Raw genomic sequence first — 19,623 nt, forward strand, 5'->3', positions numbered from 1 at the left:
CACGTCAGGCATTGCCGCGCACGTCGAACTCGACCTTCCAGCGCTCGCCGCCCTGGCTGGCCACGGCGATCAGTTCCAGGGTGCCGGTTTCGGTGGCGATGGCGCGCAGGCGGACCTGCACGACCTCGCCGTTTTGTCGGCCTTCGGCGGGCAAGGTGGCCTGGATGTCGCCGAGTTCCTGTAGCTCATCGGGCTGCCAGGCTTCGAGCAAGGTGCCGGGCTGGTCCTGGCGGCGCACCGACGAGCCCATCAGGCGCAGATGCACCGGCTCACCGACGACCAGGCCAAATTCCTGCGTCAACAGCTCGGCTTCTGTGCCTTCTTCCATGCCGAAAGGGGCGATACACAGCGCTTGCAGGGGCGGCTCAAAACCGGGGATGGCCGGCATGGCCGACTCGATGCCCACGTAATAGGCACGCGCCGTGCCGCCGCGAATCCGCACGCCTTCGCCGCGCCGCACATAACCGTAATAGGCCGCGCCACGCGCCACCGCCAGGTCCATGTCGGCGCCGGTCAAGGCTCGCGCCGGCGCACCCTGCTCCGCCGCCAGCCAGCTGTTGAGCGTGGCCAAGGTGCGATCGGTCAGCACGTCGGACTTGAAAACGCCGCCGTTAAAAAGCACGGCTGTCGGGTGCAGAAAGCTGGCCGAGGCATCCACCTTGCCGGCAAACCCTTGCAGTTCGGCCGTGGCACCGGCCTGGCGGCCCAACAGCGCGGCCAGGTGCCGCGTCACACCCGCGTCTTGCACGTAGGGCAAACCAAGCTGCGTCAGGCCGCTGCGGGTGCGTATGACGGGCCGGGCCGATGCATCCACCTGCGGAAAGAAACCTTCGAGGATGGTGCTCTGCACCTCATCCTGCGTCAGCTCGGTGCGGATGGAGCCGCCAATGAGTTTGGAGCCGCGGCTGGGCACCACCAGCGGCTGCGTCGCCAGGCTGGCATCGCCGAGCAGGTTTTCCTTGGCGCTGCGGCAGGCATAGGTCAAGGCGCGCATCTGCCAGGGGTCGAGCTGTTTGCCCTCGGCCGCCAGCTTGCGCGCCACCACATGTGCCAGGGTCAGGTCCATGTTGTCGCCGCCCAGCAAAATGTGGTCGCCCACGGCCACGCGGTGCAGCTCCAGTTGGCCGTCTTTTTCGAGCACGGCGATCAACGAAAAGTCGCTGGTGCCGCCGCCCAGATCGATCACCAGAATGATGTCGCCGGGTTTGACGTCCTTGCGCCACTGGCCGCCGCTGTTCTGGATCCAGTTGTAAAGCGCGGCCTGCGGCTCTTCGAGCAGGCTCAGCGAACTGTAGCCGGCCGCACGTGCGGCCTCGGCCGTCAGTTCGCGGGCAGCCGGGTCAAAGGAGGCGGGAATCGTGACCGTCACGTCCTGCTGGTCAAACGGCGCCTCGGGGTGGGCGTGGTCCCAGGCCTGGCGCAGATGGCGCAGGTAACGCGTGGACGCTTCGAGTGGCGAGATACGCGCCACTTCCGGTGGCGCATCGGCCGGCAGGATGGCGGCACGCCTGTCCACGCCGGGGTGGCAAAGCCAACTTTTGGCGCTGGACACCAGGCGAATCGGCGTCAAGGCGCCGCGCGCGCGGGCCATCTCGCCAACGGCAAAATCCTGGCCGCTGGACCAAGGCAGGCTCAGGTCGCCTTCGGCCAGTTCGCTGGCATGCGGCAGGTACAAAAACGAGGGCAGCAGCGGCAGGTTTTCCACGCTGCCGGGTGCGGTGAGTTGGGGAATAGCCAGCACGCCGTGCCGGGTCTTTTCTCCCTCACTCGCGCTCAGGTCCACATAGGCCAGCGCGCAATGCGTGGTGCCCAGATCTATGCCTATGGAAAAACGCGCGTCGGGTCGCAGGCTTGCCTCGCTCACAGTTCCACCTCGGCTTGCGCCAGCACGGTGGCGTCATGGCCCTCGGCCAGTTTCGGCAGGCGTGTCTCGGTGGCGCGCCAGCCGCGGTGGCTGAGTGCGCCCTGGAACGGCGCCTGGCCAACCACGTTGCCGGTCAGACGAATCGCGCGAGCGTCAAAGCCGGCCGCCAAGGTGATGCGGCTGCCTTCTTCTTCGGCGCGCACAGGCGCCAGCGTGAAATGTTCACGCAGCACCTTGGCGCAGCCTTCATGCACGACACGCGCGGCGCCGCCAATCTCGGCGTCCGAATAGCTGCTCAGGTTTTCCTGCGTGAAGTCGATCAGGCGCGCGTCGCGCTGCAGCAGGGCCAGCAGTTGCAGGGCTGCGTCGGACGAGGCTTCTTTCAACGGCGCGGGTGTGGGTGCGGGAGCCGGCGCGGGGACTGGCGAAGGCACCGGGGTTTCAGGCTGGCTCAGCCCCAGCACACGGCTGGCAAACACCGGGTTGCCGAGAATGCTGAAAAAAGCGCCGAAAGCAAGCGGCAGGCGTTTGAAAAACGACGGGGGCGTGGATGAAGGCATCAAGGGCTCCTGAATGCGCCGGCTGGCAAACAGCCGGGCAAAACAAATAAGGTTGGGGCGTGGTTTTGAAAAGCCGGCCAGGGAACAGGCTACGCGACGGGCGCTACGGCCTCCCCGCAGCTAAAACCTGCGGCAAAGCGCTATTGTCCATAGAAAAATATGCCCCAAACCGGCCTGGGGGCAATTCTTCAAGCCAAAAAGACCTCCAACCCAAACCCATCAAGCGCAAGCAGCTATTAAATTCATAGCGAAAGTGGCCGTAAAAAGTCCCGTTAGCCAAACGACAGGCGGGATAATCCTCCGCAGCCCACGAAAGACCCGCATGACCGAACCGACCATCACCTGCCCGAGCTGCAGGACAGAAATCAAACTCACCGAATCGCTGGCCGCGCCGCTGCTGGCCTCGACCCGCCAGCAGTTCGAGGCGCAACTCGCGCGCAAGGACAGCGACATCGCCCAGCGCGAAGCCGCGATGCGCGACAAGGAAAAACTGCTGAGCGAGGCCAAACGTGACCTGGAAACGCAGGTGGCCGACCAGGTCGCCAGCCAGTTGAAAACCGAACGCACCCGTGTGGCGGCGGAAGAAGCCAAAAAAGCCAAGGCCGCCTCCGCCGACGAGCTGGACGCCAAGGCGCGCGAGCTGGCCGAGTTGCAGGACGTGCTCAAGGTGCGTGACGCCAAGCTGCTGGAGGCGCAGAAAGCCCAGGCCGAGCTGATCAAGAAGCAGCGCGAACTTGACGACGAAAAACGCGAACTGGACCTGACGATTGAAAAACGTGTGCAGACCGGTTTGAATGAAGTGCGCAGCCTAGCCAGGCGCGAGGCCGAAGACGGCATGAAGCTGCGTGTGGCCGAAAAAGACCAGACCATTGCCTCGATGCAGCAAAAGATCGAGGAGCTCAAGCAGAAAGCCGAACAGGGCTCGCAGCAACTGCAGGGCGAAGTGCAGGAAATGGAGCTGGAAAACCTGTTGCGCGGCAAGTTTCCGTTTGACTTGATCGAGCCCGTGCCCAAGGGCGAGTTCGGCGGCGACGCGTTGCAGCGCGTCAACAGCCAGAGCGGCACGCCTTGCGGCACCATCCTGTGGGAGTCCAAACGCACACGCAACTGGAGCGACGGCTGGCTGCCCAAGCTGCGTGACGACCAGCGCACGGCCAAGGCCGAGGTCTGCGTACTGGTCAGCCAGGTGTTGCCCAAAGGCGTGGAGTCGTTTGACCTGGTCGACGGCGTGTGGATCGCATCACCGCGCGTGGCCATTCCCGTCGCCCTCATGCTGCGCCAGGGTCTGCTGCAGATCAGCCAGACCCGCGCCCTGTCGGACGGCCTGCAGACCAAAACGGAAATGGTCTACCAGTACCTGACCGGCCCGCGTTTCCGCCAGCGGGTGGAAGCCATTGTCGAAGCCTTTTCGTCCATGCAGGACGACCTGGACAAGGAGCGCAAGGTCATCACCAAGCAGTGGGCCAAACGCCAGGCGCAGATCGAAAGCGTGATGAACTCCACCGTCGGCATGTATGGCGACCTGCAAGGTATTGCCGGTCAGTCGCTGCAGGAGATTGAAGGGCTGGGGCTGAGCGCGCTCGACAGTCCGCGCGGAACGCAGCAGTTGCTGTGAGCCCGCCGCGCAGATCTCGCTACGAATTCAATAGCTATCAGCTGCTGCGCTTAAAAGGCTGGAGGCTAATTTGACTGATATTTTCAGGCTGAGGGCATGGGCTGGCGCCGATGACGCGCAAAAAAGCTCCACATCATCAGCGTGGCATCGGGGCCCTCAGCGGCGCTGAACGCCACGCTGGCATCGCCGCCGCTCCAGGCGTGGCCCAGCGTGTCCACCTCGCACAGCACCAGCTGCGGCTTGCGGCCGGCGTAATAGGTCGCGGTCTGGTAGGCCGGCCGCAAGCGGCCCGAGGGGCGCGCCGGAAAGCGGCGCTGCACCGGCTCGGCGCGCGTGATGGCAGCCGCGTTGATGATGCGGAACTGCTGCATCAGTTGCTGCGCATTGATGCGGCGGACCACCTTGTCCTGATCGCCGTGGATCAGGATCACCGGCATGCCGGCCTTGCTGGCCAGCAGCGGCTGCGTGTCGGCAAAGGCCTGGGCCGAGTCGCTGTGGTGGGCGCCAGAGCCATGCTGCATCGCTCGGTAAGCGCTCATGGCCGAGTCGGTGGTGCCGAACACCGGCGCCGAGTGCAGGCCCACGGCGGCGATCAGCCCGGGATGGCGCAGCGCCACGAGATTGGCCAGCGCGGCACCGGCCGACAGCCCGGCCATGTAGGTGCGCGTGGTGTCCAGACTGTAACGCTGCTGCACGTGCGCGATCATGTCCGCCACCAGCCGCACGTCGCCCTGCCCTTGCTGCGTGGCGCGTTTGTACCAGTGCCAGCAGCGGTGCGCATCGGCCGCGGCCGACTGCTGCGGGTACAGCACCGCAAAGCCCTTGCGCTCGGCCAGGGCGTTCATCCGGGTGGCCGTGGCAAAGTCGCTGGCGGTCTGCTGGCAGCCGTGCAGCATCACCACCAGCGGCAGCGGCGTGGCCAATGCATGGGCGGCGCCTGACGGCAGGTAAAGCCAGTACAACATCCGTCGCGCCGAGGCCACCTGGCTGGCACCCGGCCAGGAAAACCAGGTTTTGCGCCAGACGCCGGGGACGGCCGCTGGGATGAGGCTTGGGCTGGCTGGCCGCTGGACCGGTCTGGCCGCGCGCGCCTTTCTGACCTTGACGGGCTTAAGCACTTTTGCGGACGAAGGGCGCCGCGCCGCCGGGGCGCGGACGGCGGGCGGCAGCAGGCTCTTGAACAGGCGGCGGCCCTGCGCCTGCTGAGCCTTGCCCAGACGCCGCAGGTTCTTGAGCCAGAGGCTGCTCAGGCTTCGGGGCATGGGCTGGGTCTCACAGTCAGGGCGCGCGTGGTCATTCCGGCGGCGCCGCGGTCAGAGCTACAGGGCGATACTTCCTCTCGTGAATTTATAAGCACAGATTCATTTTGCTGCATTGCAGCAAAAACATCCACGACTTCGGGCTTATCCCTGCCATCGCCCGCCCCGGGGCCTTTGATGCGTGTCAATGTCGGTACCGGCCCCAGCCGTTACGATGGAGGCTGTGGCGCCCCTGGCGCCGTCTTTTTCCACCTTGCCATGTCCGACTACCTCACCGCCGCCCTCTATAAATTCGTCTTACTTCCCGACTTTGCCGACCTGCAAGCCCCGCTGCAGGCTTTTTGTGAAGCGCAGGACGTGCGTGGCACCTTGCTGTTGGCCGACGAAGGCATCAATGGCACGATTGCCGGCCCCGAAGCCGGTGTGCGGGCGGTGCTGGCGCATTTGCGCAGCGATCCGCGCCTGGCCGAACTCGCGCACAAGGAGTCCTGGGCGCACAAACTGCCGTTTTACCGCATGAAGGTGCGCCTCAAACGCGAAATCGTCACCCTGGGCGTGCCTGGCATCAACCCGAACGAGATGGCCGGCGAGTATGTGAAGCCAGAGGACTGGAACGCGCTGATCGCCGACCCCGACGTTGTGGTGGTCGATACCCGCAATAACTACGAATTCGGCATCGGCACGTTTGAGGGCGCGCTCAACCCCCAGACCAAAAGCTTCTCGGAACTGCCCGGCTGGGTTGAAAAAGAGTCTGCCCCGGGCGGTGTTCTGGCGGCCCGGGACGGCAAAAAGCCCAAGGTGGCCATGTTTTGCACAGGCGGCATACGCTGCGAAAAATCCACCGCCTTCATGCGCACCCAGGGTTTTGACGAGGTCTACCACCTGGAAGGCGGCATCCTCAAGTACCTGGAAACCGTGCCTGAAACCGACAGCCTGTGGCAAGGCGAGTGTTTTGTCTTCGACGAACGTGTCTCGGTGGTGCATGGCCTGGCCACCGGCAGCTACGACTCGTGCCGCGCCTGCCGCGACCCGATCAGCGAGGCCGACAAAGCCTCACCGCTGTACGTGGCCGGCGTGAGCTGCCCGGCCTGCCACGACAAAAAAACCGAGGAACAAAAACGCGGCTTCATTGAGCGCCAGCGCCAGGTCGACTACGCCAACCGGCGCCGCCAGCCGCATATCGGCGCCAAGATGCCGTCGTCGACCGCCGAGGACCCGGAAGGCTCCTGATGGGCGCCCTGCCCGTCCTTTACTCGTTTCGCCGCTGCCCGTATGCCATGCGTGCGCGGCTGGCGCTCAGCGTCAGCGGCCAAGAGATCGAGCATCGGGAAATTGTGCTGCGCGACAAACCGGCCGCCATGCTGGCCGCCTCGCCCAAAGGCACCGTGCCCGTGCTGGTGTTGCTAGACGGCCGCGTGCTCGATGAAAGCTTGGACATCATGCGCTGGGCGCTGCAGCAACACGACCCCGAAGGCTGGCTGACAGCCGACAGCACCATCGTGGATGCGCTGATCGCCGCCAACGACGGCCCGTTCAAACGCAGCCTGGACCGCTACAAATACCCGAACCGCTACGCCGGCGAACAGCCAGGCGACGAGTTGGCCTTTGCCAACGCTCAGCGCAGCAGCGCCGCGGCCTGGCTGATGGAGTTGGACGCCTTGCTTGGCAGTAACGACTGCTTGTGCGGCCACAGCGCCAGCCTGGCCGACATGGCCATCCTGCCTTTTGTGCGCCAGTTTGCGCATACCGACCCGACCTGGTTCGCAGCCCAAGCCTGGCCGCGCTTGCAGGGCTGGCTGGGGGGCTTTGAAGGCAGCGCGCTTTACGCCGGCGTCATGGACAAACACCCGGCCTGGCAGCCAGCTGCCTGAAGCTACAGGCGCTATCAAAGCCATAGCTGCTTGCGACCGTGCCGTCTGGGCTAGAGGTCATTTTGATGCTTAAAGTGGTTATCTCCCAGCTTCTTTTGCTTGCTTGTCATGCATCGAATCGGCCTTCTGCCCAATAAACATGGGCGCAAGCAGCTATGAAAGGTATAGCAACTGCATCCGCTGAAAATCATGGATCACCATTCCCGTCGGAGCTGAGCACTTCGCTGCTGTTGGCCACCGAATATCGACTTGGGAGAAGAATCAAAGTCTCCTTGGGGTCGATAGCTGCCGTCCACAGCACTGGTCATGTCCGCCAGCGGTGTTCATTAAGCTAGCACTCACGGGTCACGAATGAGTAGATTTCGCGCCTGCCAGGTAACCGATAATTGGCTGATTAGACAAGGCCCGATTCGAGTGTTTGGATCGGGCTTATTTTTTGGATGGAACCATGACGAGCATCACTGAAGACTTGCGCTTTGTAGGCATTGACGACGAAGGCTATGCGCAGGCGGTAGCTACTGCCAAGGCCTTCAAGTATGGCGATGACGAATCTGGCTTCGCTTTCACGGGCAAGGCAACGCTGATGTTTCAGCGCGAAAAAGAAGATTGGGCCCATGGCTCATTCAGCAGCACGCCCCTCATTAACTTTGTTGATCCGATGCAGGGGGCACCGGAAGCACAAGACCCACAAGACTACGAGTTTCTGCGTGCAGTCAGCGACCGCGTGACCTTCATGCACGTTCCATCACAGTGCAAAGACATGCAGGTCGATGACGTTTGGGGCATCGACTGCGAGTTCCTGATGTTTGCAATGCCGCACCCGCAGGAAGAAGGTGCGACGGCCTGGCTGCTCATCCCTGGACCAGACGGCCGAGCCATCTCTTCCAGGCAGACCGTGCAGGACTACCAATTTGCAGAATTGAAACGCGCAGCAACAGAGCTGGGTCTGCAAGGCTCCGAAGAGTCAAAGCGGCACTGATCCATCAAGGGCACCCAGATCCCTTGCCGGGTGATTGGTAAGCAATGTGCTTTTTGAAATACCCAATCCTATGGGATGGCAGCTTCGGGCCCTTTGCCGCCGGTCAGCCGCTGGCGAAGCGGTCAGCCACGAAGTTTGGCAGTCGGCCAAGAGCTGTCCCTCGCGGGCACAGCGTCTGGGACTGCTTCAGGGTTGAACCGAGTCGTACGCTGGTCGGCTTTAAGATGACTCGATTAAGGGGGATAAAACCTTGACTCTAGAAGTTGTTCAAGTTCGCCTAGACAAGTTAATTGCCGCGGAAACGCCAAAAGTGGCAATGCTCACAGGCGACTGGGGTTCCGGCAAGACATACCAATGGAAGCAGGCACTCCACAGAGCGGCCAAGAATGGAGTTCGTCCACGGTACGCCTACGTCTCGCTGTTCGGCCTCACTTCACTGGCAGAGGTGCGAAAGCGCATTGCGGAGGAAGTTATCTCTGCGGTAAGGCTTCCAGACCGGAGTACCGTGGGAGAGGTGGTCGAACGCGAGGCCATTGGCTTGAAGCCGATGCAGATCATAAAACTGCTGCCCGTGATTCCCTACCTAGGGAAGCTTGAATCGCTAGCCCAAGAGCTTTCGTTTGCGGCAGTGCGAAACGCGGTCATTTGTATCGATGACCTTGAACGCGCGCCCCCTTCACTACGCAACGCTGATGTTTTGGGGCTCGCTTCGTTTCTAAAGGAGGAAAGGAATTGCCGTGTTCTCCTAATTTCCAATCAGAAGAAGTTGAGCGGTGACGCCAAGGACGAGTTGGCCACATACCTCGAGAAGGTAGTTGACGAAACAGTGGACTTCGCACCGACCCCTGAAGAGGCATGTGTCGTTGCGCTTGGAGTCGCGCCTACTGAGGTCGGCAAAATCTTGACGGAGAGGCTCGTCCGTCTTGGAGTTTCGAACATTCGCGTGATCGGTCGGCTCGGGACGCACGCCGAAGACCTGGCAAAGATAGTAAGGGGGCTTCACCCGAACGTACTTAGCGACCTGGTCAACACTCTGGCACTCTTCGGAGTTGCGCACTTCATTCCTCAGAATGATTTTCCCACCGCCGAATATTTACTCGGATACGGCACCACCGGCTGGGAAAAGTATTTCAACAAGGAAAAGAGGGAGGAGGAGCAGACTGAGCAGGAGAAACGTGAGGCTAGCTGGGACAAGGTCATTGCAGGTTACGGGTACGAAATAACGAGCCCACTCGACAGGGAAATCTACGCAGGCATCATCTCGGGATTTTTTCGCGATGATGCAATTCGAAGCCTCTCCGAGGAGTTGTCGCAGCAGATCGAGGTAGGAGGGCGGACAGAAGCATTCAACGATGCAATCCATCGCTTTTGGTGGGGCGTCGATGACAGCAGAGCAGCGTTCGGGCAGTTGTTGGACACAACCAATGCCGCGCTCGGCCTAATTAGTGCATCAGAGCTTCACTCTGTATACGAAGTGCTGCTTGAACTTGAGGGGATAGATGCTGCGACGAAGCTCCTAAATCAGTTCATTGCCGCGAACCAAAATCGCCGAGGTGCTTTGACACCGAGCAAAGATTTTGGCGAAAAGTACGACGCTACCTTTACGGCTGCGCTTGACGCGGAGGTCACGCGTCACAAAGAGCCTGTCGACCTTGAGAAGACGCTTGATTCGATCGAATTCAACAGAGGTTGGAATCCCATGGACCTCACCAAGATAGCGGAAGCGAACTTCGACGCCATCGTGCCAGTGCTTACCGGCGCTAAGGACAACAGGGTGTTCGCGCGCAGACTGACGACGCTCCTCAAGTTTGGTGAGAGGGGGGGCACTGAGGAGGAAAAGAACGTGCGTGAGAAGACAATCGCGTGGCTGAAAGAATTCGCCGCTACCGATCCTATTTCAGCCCTCCGCGTGAGGCGCTTCCTTCCCTCCGACCTACCCCCATCGCCAGCACTGGCGGCGGCTCACCCGGTCCTTGAGTGCGGCGCTCTGCCTGAATAGGAACTTGCGTGACTGCAAGTTGGGGAAGCCGATGAAAGCCAAAAGCGGCAGAGCGGTCACCGGATTCAACAGATCGAATGACAGCACCGGGTCGAGAGCGGCACCGAGCGGCCGCTATCTGGCAGCCACATCGACCGGCCGGATTTGGCCGTATTCGGCCCTAGCGTTCGACATTCCCCAGCAGCCATTCGGCGGCGATCGGTCGCCGCATTTGGCAGGGAAATGTGTCTTGAAGCCTGGTCAATGATGGCCGGCACAAGTGCTCAAGGGCACCCCAGGACCCAAGCAAGCGCCACCAGTTGATCCGAAAAGCCTTGCCGCCTAGACTTGCATTCCTTGACGCGCTTCCCATTCGAGGTGTTCCATGACCTTTCAGGCTTACATCGACAACATCCAGGCCAAGACCGGCAAGTCCCCCGCCGACTTCAAAAAGATGGCCAACCAGAAAGGCTTCAGCGTCAAAGGCAAGCTCAAGCCCGACGTGAAAGCCGGCCAGGTCGTGGCGTGGCTGAAAGAGGACTTAGCGTTGGGTCACGGCCATGCGATGGCGATCGTGGCTGTGCTCAAAGGCAGCCAGGGTGGGCGAGAGGCGCAGCGAGCCTGAATGACTGGAGGGCGCGATGTCGCCCTCCTCGCTTGCCGGACAATCAGGGCATGAACCCCCTGCCCACGTCACAAACTCACACTATCCGCATCGCCGCCGCACTTTTGTCCCGGGACGATGGGCGCACCTTGCTGGTCCGCAAACGGGGCACCCAGGCCTTCATGCAGCCGGGTGGAAAAATTGAGCCCGGCGAGGAGCCCGTTGCGGCCCTGGTGCGCGAGTTGTATGAAGAGTTGGGTCTGGTGATTGCACCGTCGCGGCCGGCTTACCTGGGCTGCTTCGTCGCACCTGCGGCCAATGAGCCGGGCTGGATGGTTGAGGCCGAGATTTTTCACCTGCATATCGCCGAGGCGGTGATGCCCGCCGCCGAGATCGAGGAGATTGTTTGGGTGGACCCACTGTCCAAGATTGAGTTACCGCTGGCGCCGCTGACCCAGGCGCATGTGTTGCCGCTTTACGCAGGCTTGGCGTCCATATCAGAGAATTTTTAAGGATTTTAGGCCTCTAGCCCTTATAGAGCCTTTGCAACATGCTATCAATAACGTAGCGAAAGTACGCCTTGCCGGTGGATGCATCGGGGCCATCGTTTCCGCGTCCTTGTACAGCGCGCCCTACCCTACCCTCCGGGCAGGCGCGCCGCACCGGGTCTGGCACCTGGCCAGACCTCGGGGTCAGTTCTTCTTGGGCAGCGTGTAGGCCACCACGTAGTCGCCGCGGTCTGGCGACTGCCGGCTTCCGCCTGCGGCAACCACCACAAACTGGCGACCGCTGGCCGGCGAGACATAAGTCATCGGTGTGGCTTGGGCGCCGACGGGCAGGCGGCCTTTCCACAACTCCTTGCCGGTGTGCACGTCATTGGCGCGCAGGTAGTAGTCCTGCGTGCCGGCGTAGAACACCAGGCCGGAAGCGGTCGTCATCGGGCCGCCCAGCGTGGGCATGCCCAGCGGAATGGGCAAGCCAGCCTTGATGCCTGCGGCCACAACGGTGTCCTGGATCGTGCCGAGGGGACGTTGCCACACCAGTTGGCGCGTCTTCAGGTCGATGGCCGACAGCGTGCCCCAGGGCGGCGCGTGGCAAGGCAAACCCAGCGGCGACAGGAAGGCGCGCTGCGTGATGGCGTAAGGCGTGCCTTTTTGCGGGGCCAGGCCCACACCATGGCCGAGCGTGACCTGCTTGTTATCCACCTTTTCTTGCGGAATCAGCTGCACCAGTTGTGGCATGCGGATGTCGTTGACGATCAGGTAGCCGTTGTCCTCGTTGATGGAGGCGCTGCCCCAGTTCATGCCGCCGTAATAACCGGGGTAGATCAGGCTGGGCGTGGTCGTGGGTGGCGTGAACTCACCGTCGTAACGCAACTTGCGAAATTCAATCCGGCAGGCCAGCTGGTCGAAGAAAGTCGCGCCCCACATCTTGGCTTCGGACAGCGGCTCGGCGCCAATCGCCGGCATGCCCACCGAGTAGGGCTGCGTGGGAGCCGTCCAGTCGCCGGCCTGGCCGGCTTGCGGAACCGGTTTTTCCTGCACTTCGGCGATAGGTTTGCCGTCGCGGCGATCGAGCATGAAGGTCTGGCCGCGTTTGGTGAGCTGAACCAGGGCCGGTATGGTGCCGCCCTTGCCGTCCGGAACGTCATACAGCGCGGGCTGCGCGGGCACGTCGTAGTCCCAGATGTCGTGGTGCACGGTCTGGAATTTCCAGCGTTCCTTGCCTGTGGCAACATCCACCGCGACGACGGATGAGGAATAAGCCTCCGATGCCTTGGAGCGCTGGGCGCCCCAGAAGTCGGGTGGGTTGTTGCCGGTGGGCAGGTAGATCAGGCCGAGCTTGTCGTCGAACGCTGGGGTCGACCAGACGTTGGGCGTGCTGCGGGTGTAGGACTCGCCTGCGGGCGGGAGCTTGGTGATGTTCGGGTTGCCCAGGTCCCAGGCCCAGACCAGCTCGCCGGTGTCGGCACTGAAGGCGCGCACGGCACCCGAGGGTTCGTCAATCTCGCGGCCGTCAAAGACCCAGCCGCCGACCACGATCATGTTGCGCACGACCGTGGGTGCCGACGTCTGGAAGTAGTACATCGGCTTGACCAAGCCCATGCCGGCCTTCAGGTCGACCGTGCCTTTGTTGCCAAAACTTTCGCATGGCAGGCCGGTCTTGGCGTCGAGCTGGATCAGGCGGGCGTCAACCGTGGTCATCACAATGCGCTGGGCGCACACGGCATTGGGCGCGGCCGGCAGCGCGGGTGCGGGCGTAGCCGGAGCGGCCGGGGTCACGCTGGTGGCGGAAGCTGTCAACGCAGCGGCTGCTGCAGCAGGTTCGTAATAACCAACGCCGCGGCAGCGGTTCCATATCTTGGCATCCGCTTTGGGGTCGAATTTCCAGCGCTGCGCACCGGTATCGGCATCGAGCGCGAACACCTGGTTGCGCGGCGTGCAGACATAAACGGCATCGCCGATCTGCGTGGGCGTGTTCTGGTTTTCCGATCCCGGGCCGGCCATCTCGCCGGTGCGGAAGGTCCAGGCGACCTGCAACTGCTTGACGTTTTCTTTGGTGATCTGGTCAAAGGGCGCGAAACGTGTACCGGCCGGCGTGCGGCCGTAATACTGCCAGCGGGAGTCCGCTGGCGCGCCCGCCGCGGCAGCCGTCTTGGCCGTCGGCTCCGGCGTTGCGCCAGCTTCAATCACGCCATGCGGCACAAACATCGCCGCACCGCCAGCCACCAGCACCAGGGCCACCAGGGCCGCCAAGGCACGGGCCGGGGCGCGCAAGCGACCTTGTGTCAGCGCGGGCACCAGCAGCAGCGCGACGAAACCCAGCACCAACACCGGGGCCAGACGCGGCACCAGTTGCCAAAAAGTAAAGCCGACTTCCCACAGCGACCACAGCACGGTCGCGACGAACAGCGCGCCGTAAACCCAGGCACCGGCCTCACGCCGGCGGGCGAACAACACGCCCGACACCACGAAGGCGATACCCGCCAGCAGGTAGTACCAGGAGCCGCCTAAGGTGGCCAGCTGCACACCGCCTAGGGCCAGTGCCAGGCCGATCAGCGCCAGCAGGATACCGAAAACCAGCAAGCCCCAGCGGGCCGCGCCAGGCGGTGAAGGGTTGGGTGAACTTGTCAGTGACATGACTCAAATCTCCTCTTTCTTGACGATACAAAAATAATGCCCCTGCTCACCTCAAGCCGCCGGATGACGGCTTGTACAGGGGGCGGCTTTTTAAAAATGGTAGGCGGCGCTGACACCCAGGCCCCAGTTGCGACCCGGCGCGCTTTCGTAATAGCGGCCATTGCTCTCGTTGACGATCACCGAGCCGGCATAACGCCGGTTGAATACGTTGTCCACACGTGCGAAGGTGCTGATTTCCCAGCGCTGCAGCCGAAGCAGGTAGCCGGCATGCAAGGCTACGAGGGTGGCGCTCGCCGCTGATTCGGAATTGAGGTCGTTGACCGGGATGGCGCCCACATAACGGGCCTGTACACCGGCGCGCCAGCCCGTGGGAGGCGCCCAGTCCAGCGAGGCCTGGGCCACCTGCCGTGCGATGCCGGGAATACGGTTGCCGGCTGCAACGGCGCCGGCCGCCGTGCAGGGCGTGGCGCAAAAGCCGTCCTGGTACGTCGCGTCCAGCCAGGTGTAGGCAGCCTGAGCGCGCCAGTGACGCGCCAGGCTGGTGTTCCAGCCCAGCTCCAGGCCGTTGCGGCGCGTGCGGCCGGCGTTCCGGAAGGTCGAGCGGCCGCCACTGTCGGTGTCGGTGACGATCTCGTCATCGGTGCGTGTCTGGAACAGCGCCGCCGTCAACAGGCCGCCGGCCACACGTTGTTTGGCACCCACTTCGACACTGGTGTTCACCGAAGGCTGCAGCGCAAAATTCAGGCCCGACAGGCCGCCGCTGCGGTAGGACAGTTCGTTGAAGGTCGGCGTCTCGAAACCACGTCCCAGGGTGGCGTACAGGTTCAGCGCCGGGTTGGCCTCGTAACGCAGGGCCGCCATCGGCAGGGCTTTCCTGTAGTTTGCCGCCCCGCTGTCGTTGCCGTTGGCGCCCACAATGTAGTGGTCATCCGAGGTGAAACGCACCGTGCTGTAGCGCAGGCCGGCCTCCAGCGTCCAACGTTCGGCCATCCGCCAGGTGGCCTGCAGGTAAGGGTCCAGATTCGCCACCCGGTTGGTTTCATCGCGGCGCAGCGCACCCAGCACGCCGAGTTGCTGCGCGGCGCCTGTGCCGGTGAAGTTCTGGAAGCCCTGGCGCTGCTCGCGCAGCGTGTCGTAGTTCACCCCGCCCACCAGGGTCAGCGGCCGTCCGGCCAACAACAGGCGCGAGGTCCAGCGTACGTCCAGGCCGCCGTACTCGCGGCCCAGTGAGATCACACCACCGGCCTGGGTGGCGCTGGCCTGGGCCGCTGGAGGAATGGCCTGAAACTGCGTCGTGTCGCGGGTGCCGTAATACAGCATCAGCCGCAAACTATTGTCCGCGTCTACATGGCGCTCGTAGACCAGGCCGCCCTGCGTCTGGTCCACGGTTTTACGGGTGTTGTACTGCTGGGCGAGCGCCGCGCCGCGCGGGTTGTCCGCCAGTTGCGCCGCCGTCAGGCCCAACGGGTCCTGCGCGCTGAGGCGGACGCTGTTGAGCACCAGGGTGAGCGAACTGTCGTCGGAGAGCCGGATGCCCAGACGCGCATTCGTCAGGTTCTTGCTGGTCTCGCTGTGGTCGCGCCAGCCATCGGTGGTGAAGCCGCTGGTGCTGAGGACATAGTCGATACCGCTGTCCGTGGCGCCGCTGGCCTTGAGTCCGTAGCGGCGAAGCCCGTTGCTGCCAGTCGCGACACTGGTGCTGATGGTGGGCGGGCCTTCGCCCTCCTCGCTGAAAACCTGTACCACCCCGCCCGAGGAATTGCCGTACAGCGCCGAGAACGGCCCACGCAGCACTTCCACCCGGCCGGCCGAAGCGATGTCGATATTCGAGCTTTGACCCTGGCCGTCAGGCATGGTGGCGGGAATGCCGTCGACATACAGGCGCACACCGCGAATCCCGAAGGTGGAGCGCGCGCCGAAACCGCGCACGGACAGCTGCAAGTCCTGCGCATAGTTCTGCCGGTTCTGCACCAGCAGCCCGGGAACACCGCCCAGGCTCTCCGACAGGTTGACCTGCAATTGCCCCTGGCGCATGTCCTCCCCTGCCACCACGTCGACGGATGCAGGCACCTCGAAGGGTGGCGCTTCGGTGCGTGTGCTGGTGACGATCTGCGGCTTGAGGCTGGGGATGGTGTCGCCCGGCTCAGCGGGCTGCGCCATGCCGCCTTCGACGAACACGCCTGCCAGCACCAGCACCAGGTACTGCCGTGACAAGCGCATCACGTCGTCGCGCCTTGCGCGCCGCGTGCCAATGCCGCATCGACTTGGCCGAAGACCGCCAGGCAGGTGTTCAGGTCCGCGGCGGGAATACCGTCGAAACTTCGCTGCGACAAATCAGCCAGTACGTCCTCGATGCGAAGGCTTAGCGCACGACCAGCCGCCGTCAGGTGCAGTGTCTTGGCGCGCCTGTCGGTTGGATCCGCGCGCCGCTCAATAAACCCGGCCGCCTCCACGCGGTCCAGGTTGCGCACCAGCGAAGGCCCTTCGATGCCCAACAACTCTGCCAGTTCAATCTGGCGCAGGCCGTCCCGCCGCCCAACCACCAGCACCGGCCAAGCCATGACTTCCGACAGCCCACAACTTTTCAGCGCCAGGTCCGCCTGGCGCCGGTAGCTGCGTGCCAGCAGGCTGGCCGCAATGATGACTTGTTGACCTAAATCAGAGGGATACGACATTGTCCAAATCGATAAGCATGCTTATAAGTAGGAGGCTACCTATTTGGGTGCTATTTTGCACTGTAAACGGAGCCAGAATAAAAGCCACAGCCTTTCTCCAGCGGGAAATCTAAAAAATACCGGAGACTGGATATCTACAAAGCTCTATGGCAGCTCAGGCGCGATCATCTCCGCATAGTCATACAGCGCGCCCAGAATCGCTTCGCCACGTTCGTCGGACTCCTCCTGCAAGGTGTCGATCTCGGCCAGGTAGGTATCCACATTCCGCGCCCCACCCTCGCCATCCAGCAGGCGCGCGGCGCGATGCAACTCCCAACGCTCGGCCTCGTCGGGCGTGAGGGTGTCTGGAAAATTGCGTGCGCGGTAACGAAACAGCAACTCTTCCAGCCGGTCGTCGTCAAACCCGGTGCGGCTATGCGCCATCTCGGCAGCGGGCAACTCGCGCAACTGATTCAGGCGGCGGCGGTCGGCATTGCCGATGAAGCCGCCGTACAGGTCCTCGTCCACATCCGGCAGCGCTTCCTGGGGGCGCTGAAACACCTCGGGCCATAGCGCGCTCATGTCGGGCAGGCTGGCGGCTTTTTCGGCATTTTCCAGCGCGGCGGCCAGGTCTATGCCCCATTTGGCCGCCATCTGCGGCGTCAGGGTTTGCAACTGGCGCACCACCATGGGCGACTTGTTCAGGTGCACGGACTTGATGGGCAGGCGGCTGACACCTTCAGGCAGCTCGGCCGACTTGGTGAACAGGCGCTGGCGCAAGGTGGCCACGTCCAGCAGCGGCAACTCGCTGGGGTCGTGGGCCAGGTCCCAGGCCAGGATTTCGTTTTTGTTGTTCGGGTGCGTAGCCAGCGGAAACATCACGGCCAGGCAACCACGCTCGGCCGGGAACATGCCCGACACATGTAAAAACGGCCGCGCCGTTTGCAGACTGGCAGGCAGGCCTAACTCGACCGCCACGCGATCTTTTTTGTGCAGGCTCAGGCAAAACTCAAACAGCTTGGGCTGCGCCGTGCGAATCAGCCGCGCCAGTGCAATCGTGGCGCGCACGTCGGACAAGGCGTCGTGCGCGGCTTCATGCAACAAGCCGTTGGCGCGCGCCAGGTCTTCGAGCTTGAAGCTGGGTTTGCCGTCTTCCCGGGTCGGCCAGACGATGCCTTCGGGCCGCAAGGCATACGCCATACGCACCACGTCGAGCAGATCCCAGCGGCCGCAGTCGTTTTGCCACTCGCGTGCATAGGGGTCGATCAGGTTGCGCCAGAACATGAAACGCGTCACCTCGTCGTCGAAGCGAATGGTGTTGTAGCCCACACCTATGGTGCCGGGCTGGGCCAGCAAGTGTTCAATCTGCGCGGCAAAGTCATGCTCGGGCACACCGCGCTCCAGACACCGCTGCGGCGTGATGCCTGTGATCAGGCAGGAAGCCGGGTCGGGCAAATAGTCTCTGGCGGGCTGGCAATAAATCATCAGCGGCTCGCCGATCTCGTTCAGTTCGGCATCGGTGCGAATACCGGCAAACTGCGCCGGCCGGTCACGGCGCGGGCTGAGGCCGAAAGTTTCGTAGTCGTGCCAGAGAAACGTATGGGGGGGCATGGCAGAACCTCAAAGCAAGGGGGAAAAAAGGCGGGCCGTGGCGTCGCCCAGGCGCTGAAGAAAAGGCTGGTGGCGACGGCCCAAAACCCGCCCAGAACGCCGCAGATCGGTCTCGAATTGCTTGGCCAGCGGCTCGGCCAGGGCCGGACCGTACACCACCGCCATGACTTCAAAGTTGAGGCGAAAGCTGCGGTTGTCGAAATTGGCCGTACCAATCATGGCGCAGTTCTCGTCAATCAGCAGGGTCTTGGAGTGCAACATGCGCTCGCGGTATTCCCACACTTTGACGCCGGCCGCAATCAGCTCGTCGAAATACGAACGGGCAGCCGCGCTGACCACGCGGCTGTCGCTGCGCCTGGGCACCAGCACCTGCACATCGACCCCACGCAAGGCGGCGCTGGTCAGCGCCATCATGGCGGCTTCGCTGGGCACAAAATATGGCGTGGTCAACCAGGCGCGCTGGGTCGAAGCGGTGATGGCATCGACCTGGAAGCGGTGAATCGCCTCGACCGTGCTGTCGGGGCCACTGGTGACAATCTGCATGGCAATCGGGCCCGGCGGCGACTGGGGCAAGAAGCGCTGCAGGACCGCGTCCTCGGTGACCGGCAACACCCCACCGGCATAACGCCAGTCCTCGATAAACACGGTCTGGAGCCAGCGCACCGCCGCCCCCTCAAAACGCAGGTGCACGTCGTGGTAGGCGTCCGGTCGCTGGCGGACGTCTTCCTCGTCCGTGATGTTGACGCCACCGGTAAAACCCACCTTACCGTCACACACCACGATTTTGCGGTGAGTGCGGTAGTTCAGCACAGGGCGCAGCCGCCGACCGATACGCGTGTCATGAAACAGCGCCACCTCGGCACCGGCCGCCAGCAGCGGTGCCAGAAAACGCCGGCCCGCGCCCTTGGAGCCAAGCGCGTCAATCAGCAAACGCACCGTCACACCTTGCTCGGCTTTGGTGATTAGCAGGTTGCGCAGCGCCGTGCCGATGTGGTCGGGCTCGAAGATGTAGTACTCCAGGTGCACGTGGTCACGGGCCTGGTTTATCGCCGTAAAAATCGCGTCGAAAGTGGCCGCGCCGCCCGACAGAAACTGCACCGCCGTGGCGCTGGACACCGGCAGGCGCGAGGCGGCCATGCCCAGGGCCGCGAGTTGCTGCAGCGCGACCGGTGCGTTGTTCGGTGTTTTGGCGAGTAGCGCCATGTCGTTGCCGGCATAGACGCTGGCCCGGTGCCGCAGGCGCTTGAGACGCTGTTTTTTCAGACGCTGCGGGCCTAAAAAGTAATAAATGAGAAAGCCGGCATAAGGCAGCAAGGCCATGGACAAGATCCAGCCCAGGGTGGACACCGGTGCGCGTTTTTGCAGCACGATCCAAACGGAAAGTACGGCGATATAGGCGCTCCATGCCAGCGACAGGCCGGTGATCCATTCCGCGTCGAGCTGGGGCATCACCATGGCGAGACGGTCACAGGGTTGGAAGGTTCATGA

General features: G+C 63.0%; 15 protein-coding genes. 7 read left to right on the forward strand and 8 right to left on the reverse strand.

The annotated features are described in order from the left end of the window. Positions 1 to 4 precede the first annotated feature (4 nt). Entirely contained in the window at positions 5 to 1,864 is a 1,860-nt protein-coding gene (locus R6254_RS03515) for an Hsp70 family protein (RefSeq protein ID WP_318404469.1), read from the reverse strand. Next, positions 1,861 to 2,424: a DUF2760 domain-containing protein gene (locus R6254_RS03520; protein WP_318404470.1), complete on the reverse strand. Its 564-nt coding sequence runs from the start codon at positions 2,422 to 2,424 to the stop codon at positions 1,861 to 1,863. Before R6254_RS03520 ends, R6254_RS03515 begins: the two co-directional genes overlap by 4 nt. A gap of 322 nt (positions 2,425 to 2,746) precedes the next feature. Here R6254_RS03520 and R6254_RS03525 point away from each other — a divergent pair, with 322 nt between their 5' ends. Next, positions 2,747 to 4,039, forward strand: coding sequence for a DUF2130 domain-containing protein (locus R6254_RS03525; protein ID WP_318404472.1), 1,293 nt, complete (start codon positions 2,747 to 2,749; stop codon positions 4,037 to 4,039). An 83-nt stretch (positions 4,040 to 4,122) separates the two neighbouring features. Here the strand turns inward: R6254_RS03525 and R6254_RS03530 are convergent, their stop codons facing one another. Then, positions 4,123 to 5,301, reverse strand: coding sequence for an extracellular catalytic domain type 1 short-chain-length polyhydroxyalkanoate depolymerase (locus R6254_RS03530; protein WP_318404474.1), 1,179 nt, complete (start codon positions 5,299 to 5,301; stop codon positions 4,123 to 4,125). A 255-nt stretch (positions 5,302 to 5,556) separates the two neighbouring features. Here R6254_RS03530 and trhO point away from each other — a divergent pair, with 255 nt between their 5' ends. The 6 genes from trhO to R6254_RS03560 all read left to right on the forward strand — a co-directional run bounded on the left by trhO (position 5,557) and on the right by R6254_RS03560 (position 11,242). Then, positions 5,557 to 6,528, forward strand: coding sequence for an oxygen-dependent tRNA uridine(34) hydroxylase TrhO (gene trhO, locus R6254_RS03535; protein ID WP_318404475.1), 972 nt, complete (start codon positions 5,557 to 5,559; stop codon positions 6,526 to 6,528). Then, positions 6,528 to 7,169, forward strand: a complete 642-nt coding sequence (locus tag R6254_RS03540) for a glutathione S-transferase (RefSeq protein ID WP_318404476.1) — start codon at positions 6,528 to 6,530, stop codon at positions 7,167 to 7,169. The genes trhO and R6254_RS03540 overlap by 1 nt, the downstream gene beginning before the upstream one ends. A gap of 448 nt (positions 7,170 to 7,617) precedes the next feature. After that, complete coding sequence (locus R6254_RS03545) at positions 7,618 to 8,148, forward strand: hypothetical protein (RefSeq protein WP_318404478.1); 531 nt, start codon at positions 7,618 to 7,620, stop codon at positions 8,146 to 8,148. Positions 8,149 to 8,398: 250 nt separating this feature from the next. Next, positions 8,399 to 10,147 (forward strand): hypothetical protein, encoded by a 1,749-nt coding sequence (locus R6254_RS03550; RefSeq protein WP_318404480.1) that lies wholly within the window; start codon positions 8,399 to 8,401, stop codon positions 10,145 to 10,147. 364 nt (positions 10,148 to 10,511) lie between these two features. Further along, positions 10,512 to 10,751, forward strand: coding sequence for a DUF4287 domain-containing protein (locus tag R6254_RS03555; RefSeq protein ID WP_318404482.1), 240 nt, complete (start codon positions 10,512 to 10,514; stop codon positions 10,749 to 10,751). A 50-nt stretch (positions 10,752 to 10,801) separates the two neighbouring features. Further along, the gene (locus tag R6254_RS03560) at positions 10,802 to 11,242 is read left to right on the forward strand and encodes an NUDIX hydrolase (protein ID WP_318404483.1); all 441 of its coding nucleotides are present in this window, start codon (positions 10,802 to 10,804) and stop codon (positions 11,240 to 11,242) included. A gap of 180 nt (positions 11,243 to 11,422) precedes the next feature. Here R6254_RS03560 and R6254_RS03565 read toward each other — a convergent pair whose 3' ends face one another. The 5 genes from R6254_RS03565 to cls form a co-directional block, all read right to left on the reverse strand. Beyond that, positions 11,423 to 13,870 carry a membrane-bound PQQ-dependent dehydrogenase, glucose/quinate/shikimate family gene (locus R6254_RS03565; RefSeq protein ID WP_318404485.1) on the reverse strand — a complete coding sequence of 816 codons (2,448 nt, stop codon included), beginning with the start codon at positions 13,868 to 13,870 and terminating at the stop codon, positions 11,423 to 11,425. 90 nt (positions 13,871 to 13,960) lie between these two features. Then, positions 13,961 to 16,030 carry a TonB-dependent receptor gene (locus R6254_RS03570; protein ID WP_318405196.1) on the reverse strand — a complete coding sequence of 690 codons (2,070 nt, stop codon included), beginning with the start codon at positions 16,028 to 16,030 and terminating at the stop codon, positions 13,961 to 13,963. A gap of 59 nt (positions 16,031 to 16,089) precedes the next feature. Further along, complete coding sequence (locus R6254_RS03575) at positions 16,090 to 16,545, reverse strand: MarR family winged helix-turn-helix transcriptional regulator (protein ID WP_318404487.1); 456 nt, start codon at positions 16,543 to 16,545, stop codon at positions 16,090 to 16,092. Between the two features lie 144 nt (positions 16,546 to 16,689). After that, positions 16,690 to 18,135 carry an exodeoxyribonuclease I gene (gene sbcB / locus R6254_RS03580; RefSeq protein ID WP_318404489.1) on the reverse strand — a complete coding sequence of 482 codons (1,446 nt, stop codon included), beginning with the start codon at positions 18,133 to 18,135 and terminating at the stop codon, positions 16,690 to 16,692. Between the two features lie 9 nt (positions 18,136 to 18,144). After that, positions 18,145 to 19,590 (reverse strand): cardiolipin synthase, encoded by a 1,446-nt coding sequence (cls, locus tag R6254_RS03585; RefSeq protein WP_318404490.1) that lies wholly within the window; start codon positions 19,588 to 19,590, stop codon positions 18,145 to 18,147. Between the last annotated feature and the right edge of the window lie 33 nt (positions 19,591 to 19,623).

The organism is Polaromonas potterensis, assembly GCF_033446725.1.
Lineage (GTDB): Bacteria > Pseudomonadota > Gammaproteobacteria > Burkholderiales > Burkholderiaceae_C > Polaromonas.

Bases quoted from the DNA above. Each gene is read 5' to 3' on its own strand.
- R6254_RS03520 (WP_318404470.1), bottom strand. From the start codon at position 2,424: ATGCCTTCATCCACGCCCCCGTCGTTTTTCAAACGCCTGCCGCTTGCT.
- R6254_RS03525 (WP_318404472.1), top strand. From the start codon at position 2,747: ATGACCGAACCGACCATCACCTGCCCGAGCTGCAGGACAGAAATCAAA.
- R6254_RS03530 (WP_318404474.1), bottom strand. From the start codon at position 5,301: ATGCCCCGAAGCCTGAGCAGCCTCTGGCTCAAGAACCTGCGGCGTCTG.
- trhO (WP_318404475.1), top strand. From the start codon at position 5,557: ATGTCCGACTACCTCACCGCCGCCCTCTATAAATTCGTCTTACTTCCC.
- R6254_RS03540 (WP_318404476.1), top strand. From the start codon at position 6,528: ATGGGCGCCCTGCCCGTCCTTTACTCGTTTCGCCGCTGCCCGTATGCC.
- R6254_RS03545 (WP_318404478.1), top strand. From the start codon at position 7,618: ATGACGAGCATCACTGAAGACTTGCGCTTTGTAGGCATTGACGACGAA.
- R6254_RS03555 (WP_318404482.1), top strand. From the start codon at position 10,512: ATGACCTTTCAGGCTTACATCGACAACATCCAGGCCAAGACCGGCAAG.
- R6254_RS03560 (WP_318404483.1), top strand. From the start codon at position 10,802: ATGAACCCCCTGCCCACGTCACAAACTCACACTATCCGCATCGCCGCC.
- R6254_RS03565 (WP_318404485.1), bottom strand. From the start codon at position 13,870: ATGTCACTGACAAGTTCACCCAACCCTTCACCGCCTGGCGCGGCCCGC.
- R6254_RS03570 (WP_318405196.1), bottom strand. From the start codon at position 16,030: ATGGCGCAGCCCGCTGAGCCGGGCGACACCATCCCCAGCCTCAAGCCG.
- R6254_RS03575 (WP_318404487.1), bottom strand. From the start codon at position 16,545: ATGTCGTATCCCTCTGATTTAGGTCAACAAGTCATCATTGCGGCCAGC.
- sbcB (WP_318404489.1), bottom strand. From the start codon at position 18,135: ATGCCCCCCCATACGTTTCTCTGGCACGACTACGAAACTTTCGGCCTC.
- cls (WP_318404490.1), bottom strand. From the start codon at position 19,590: ATGGTGATGCCCCAGCTCGACGCGGAATGGATCACCGGCCTGTCGCTG.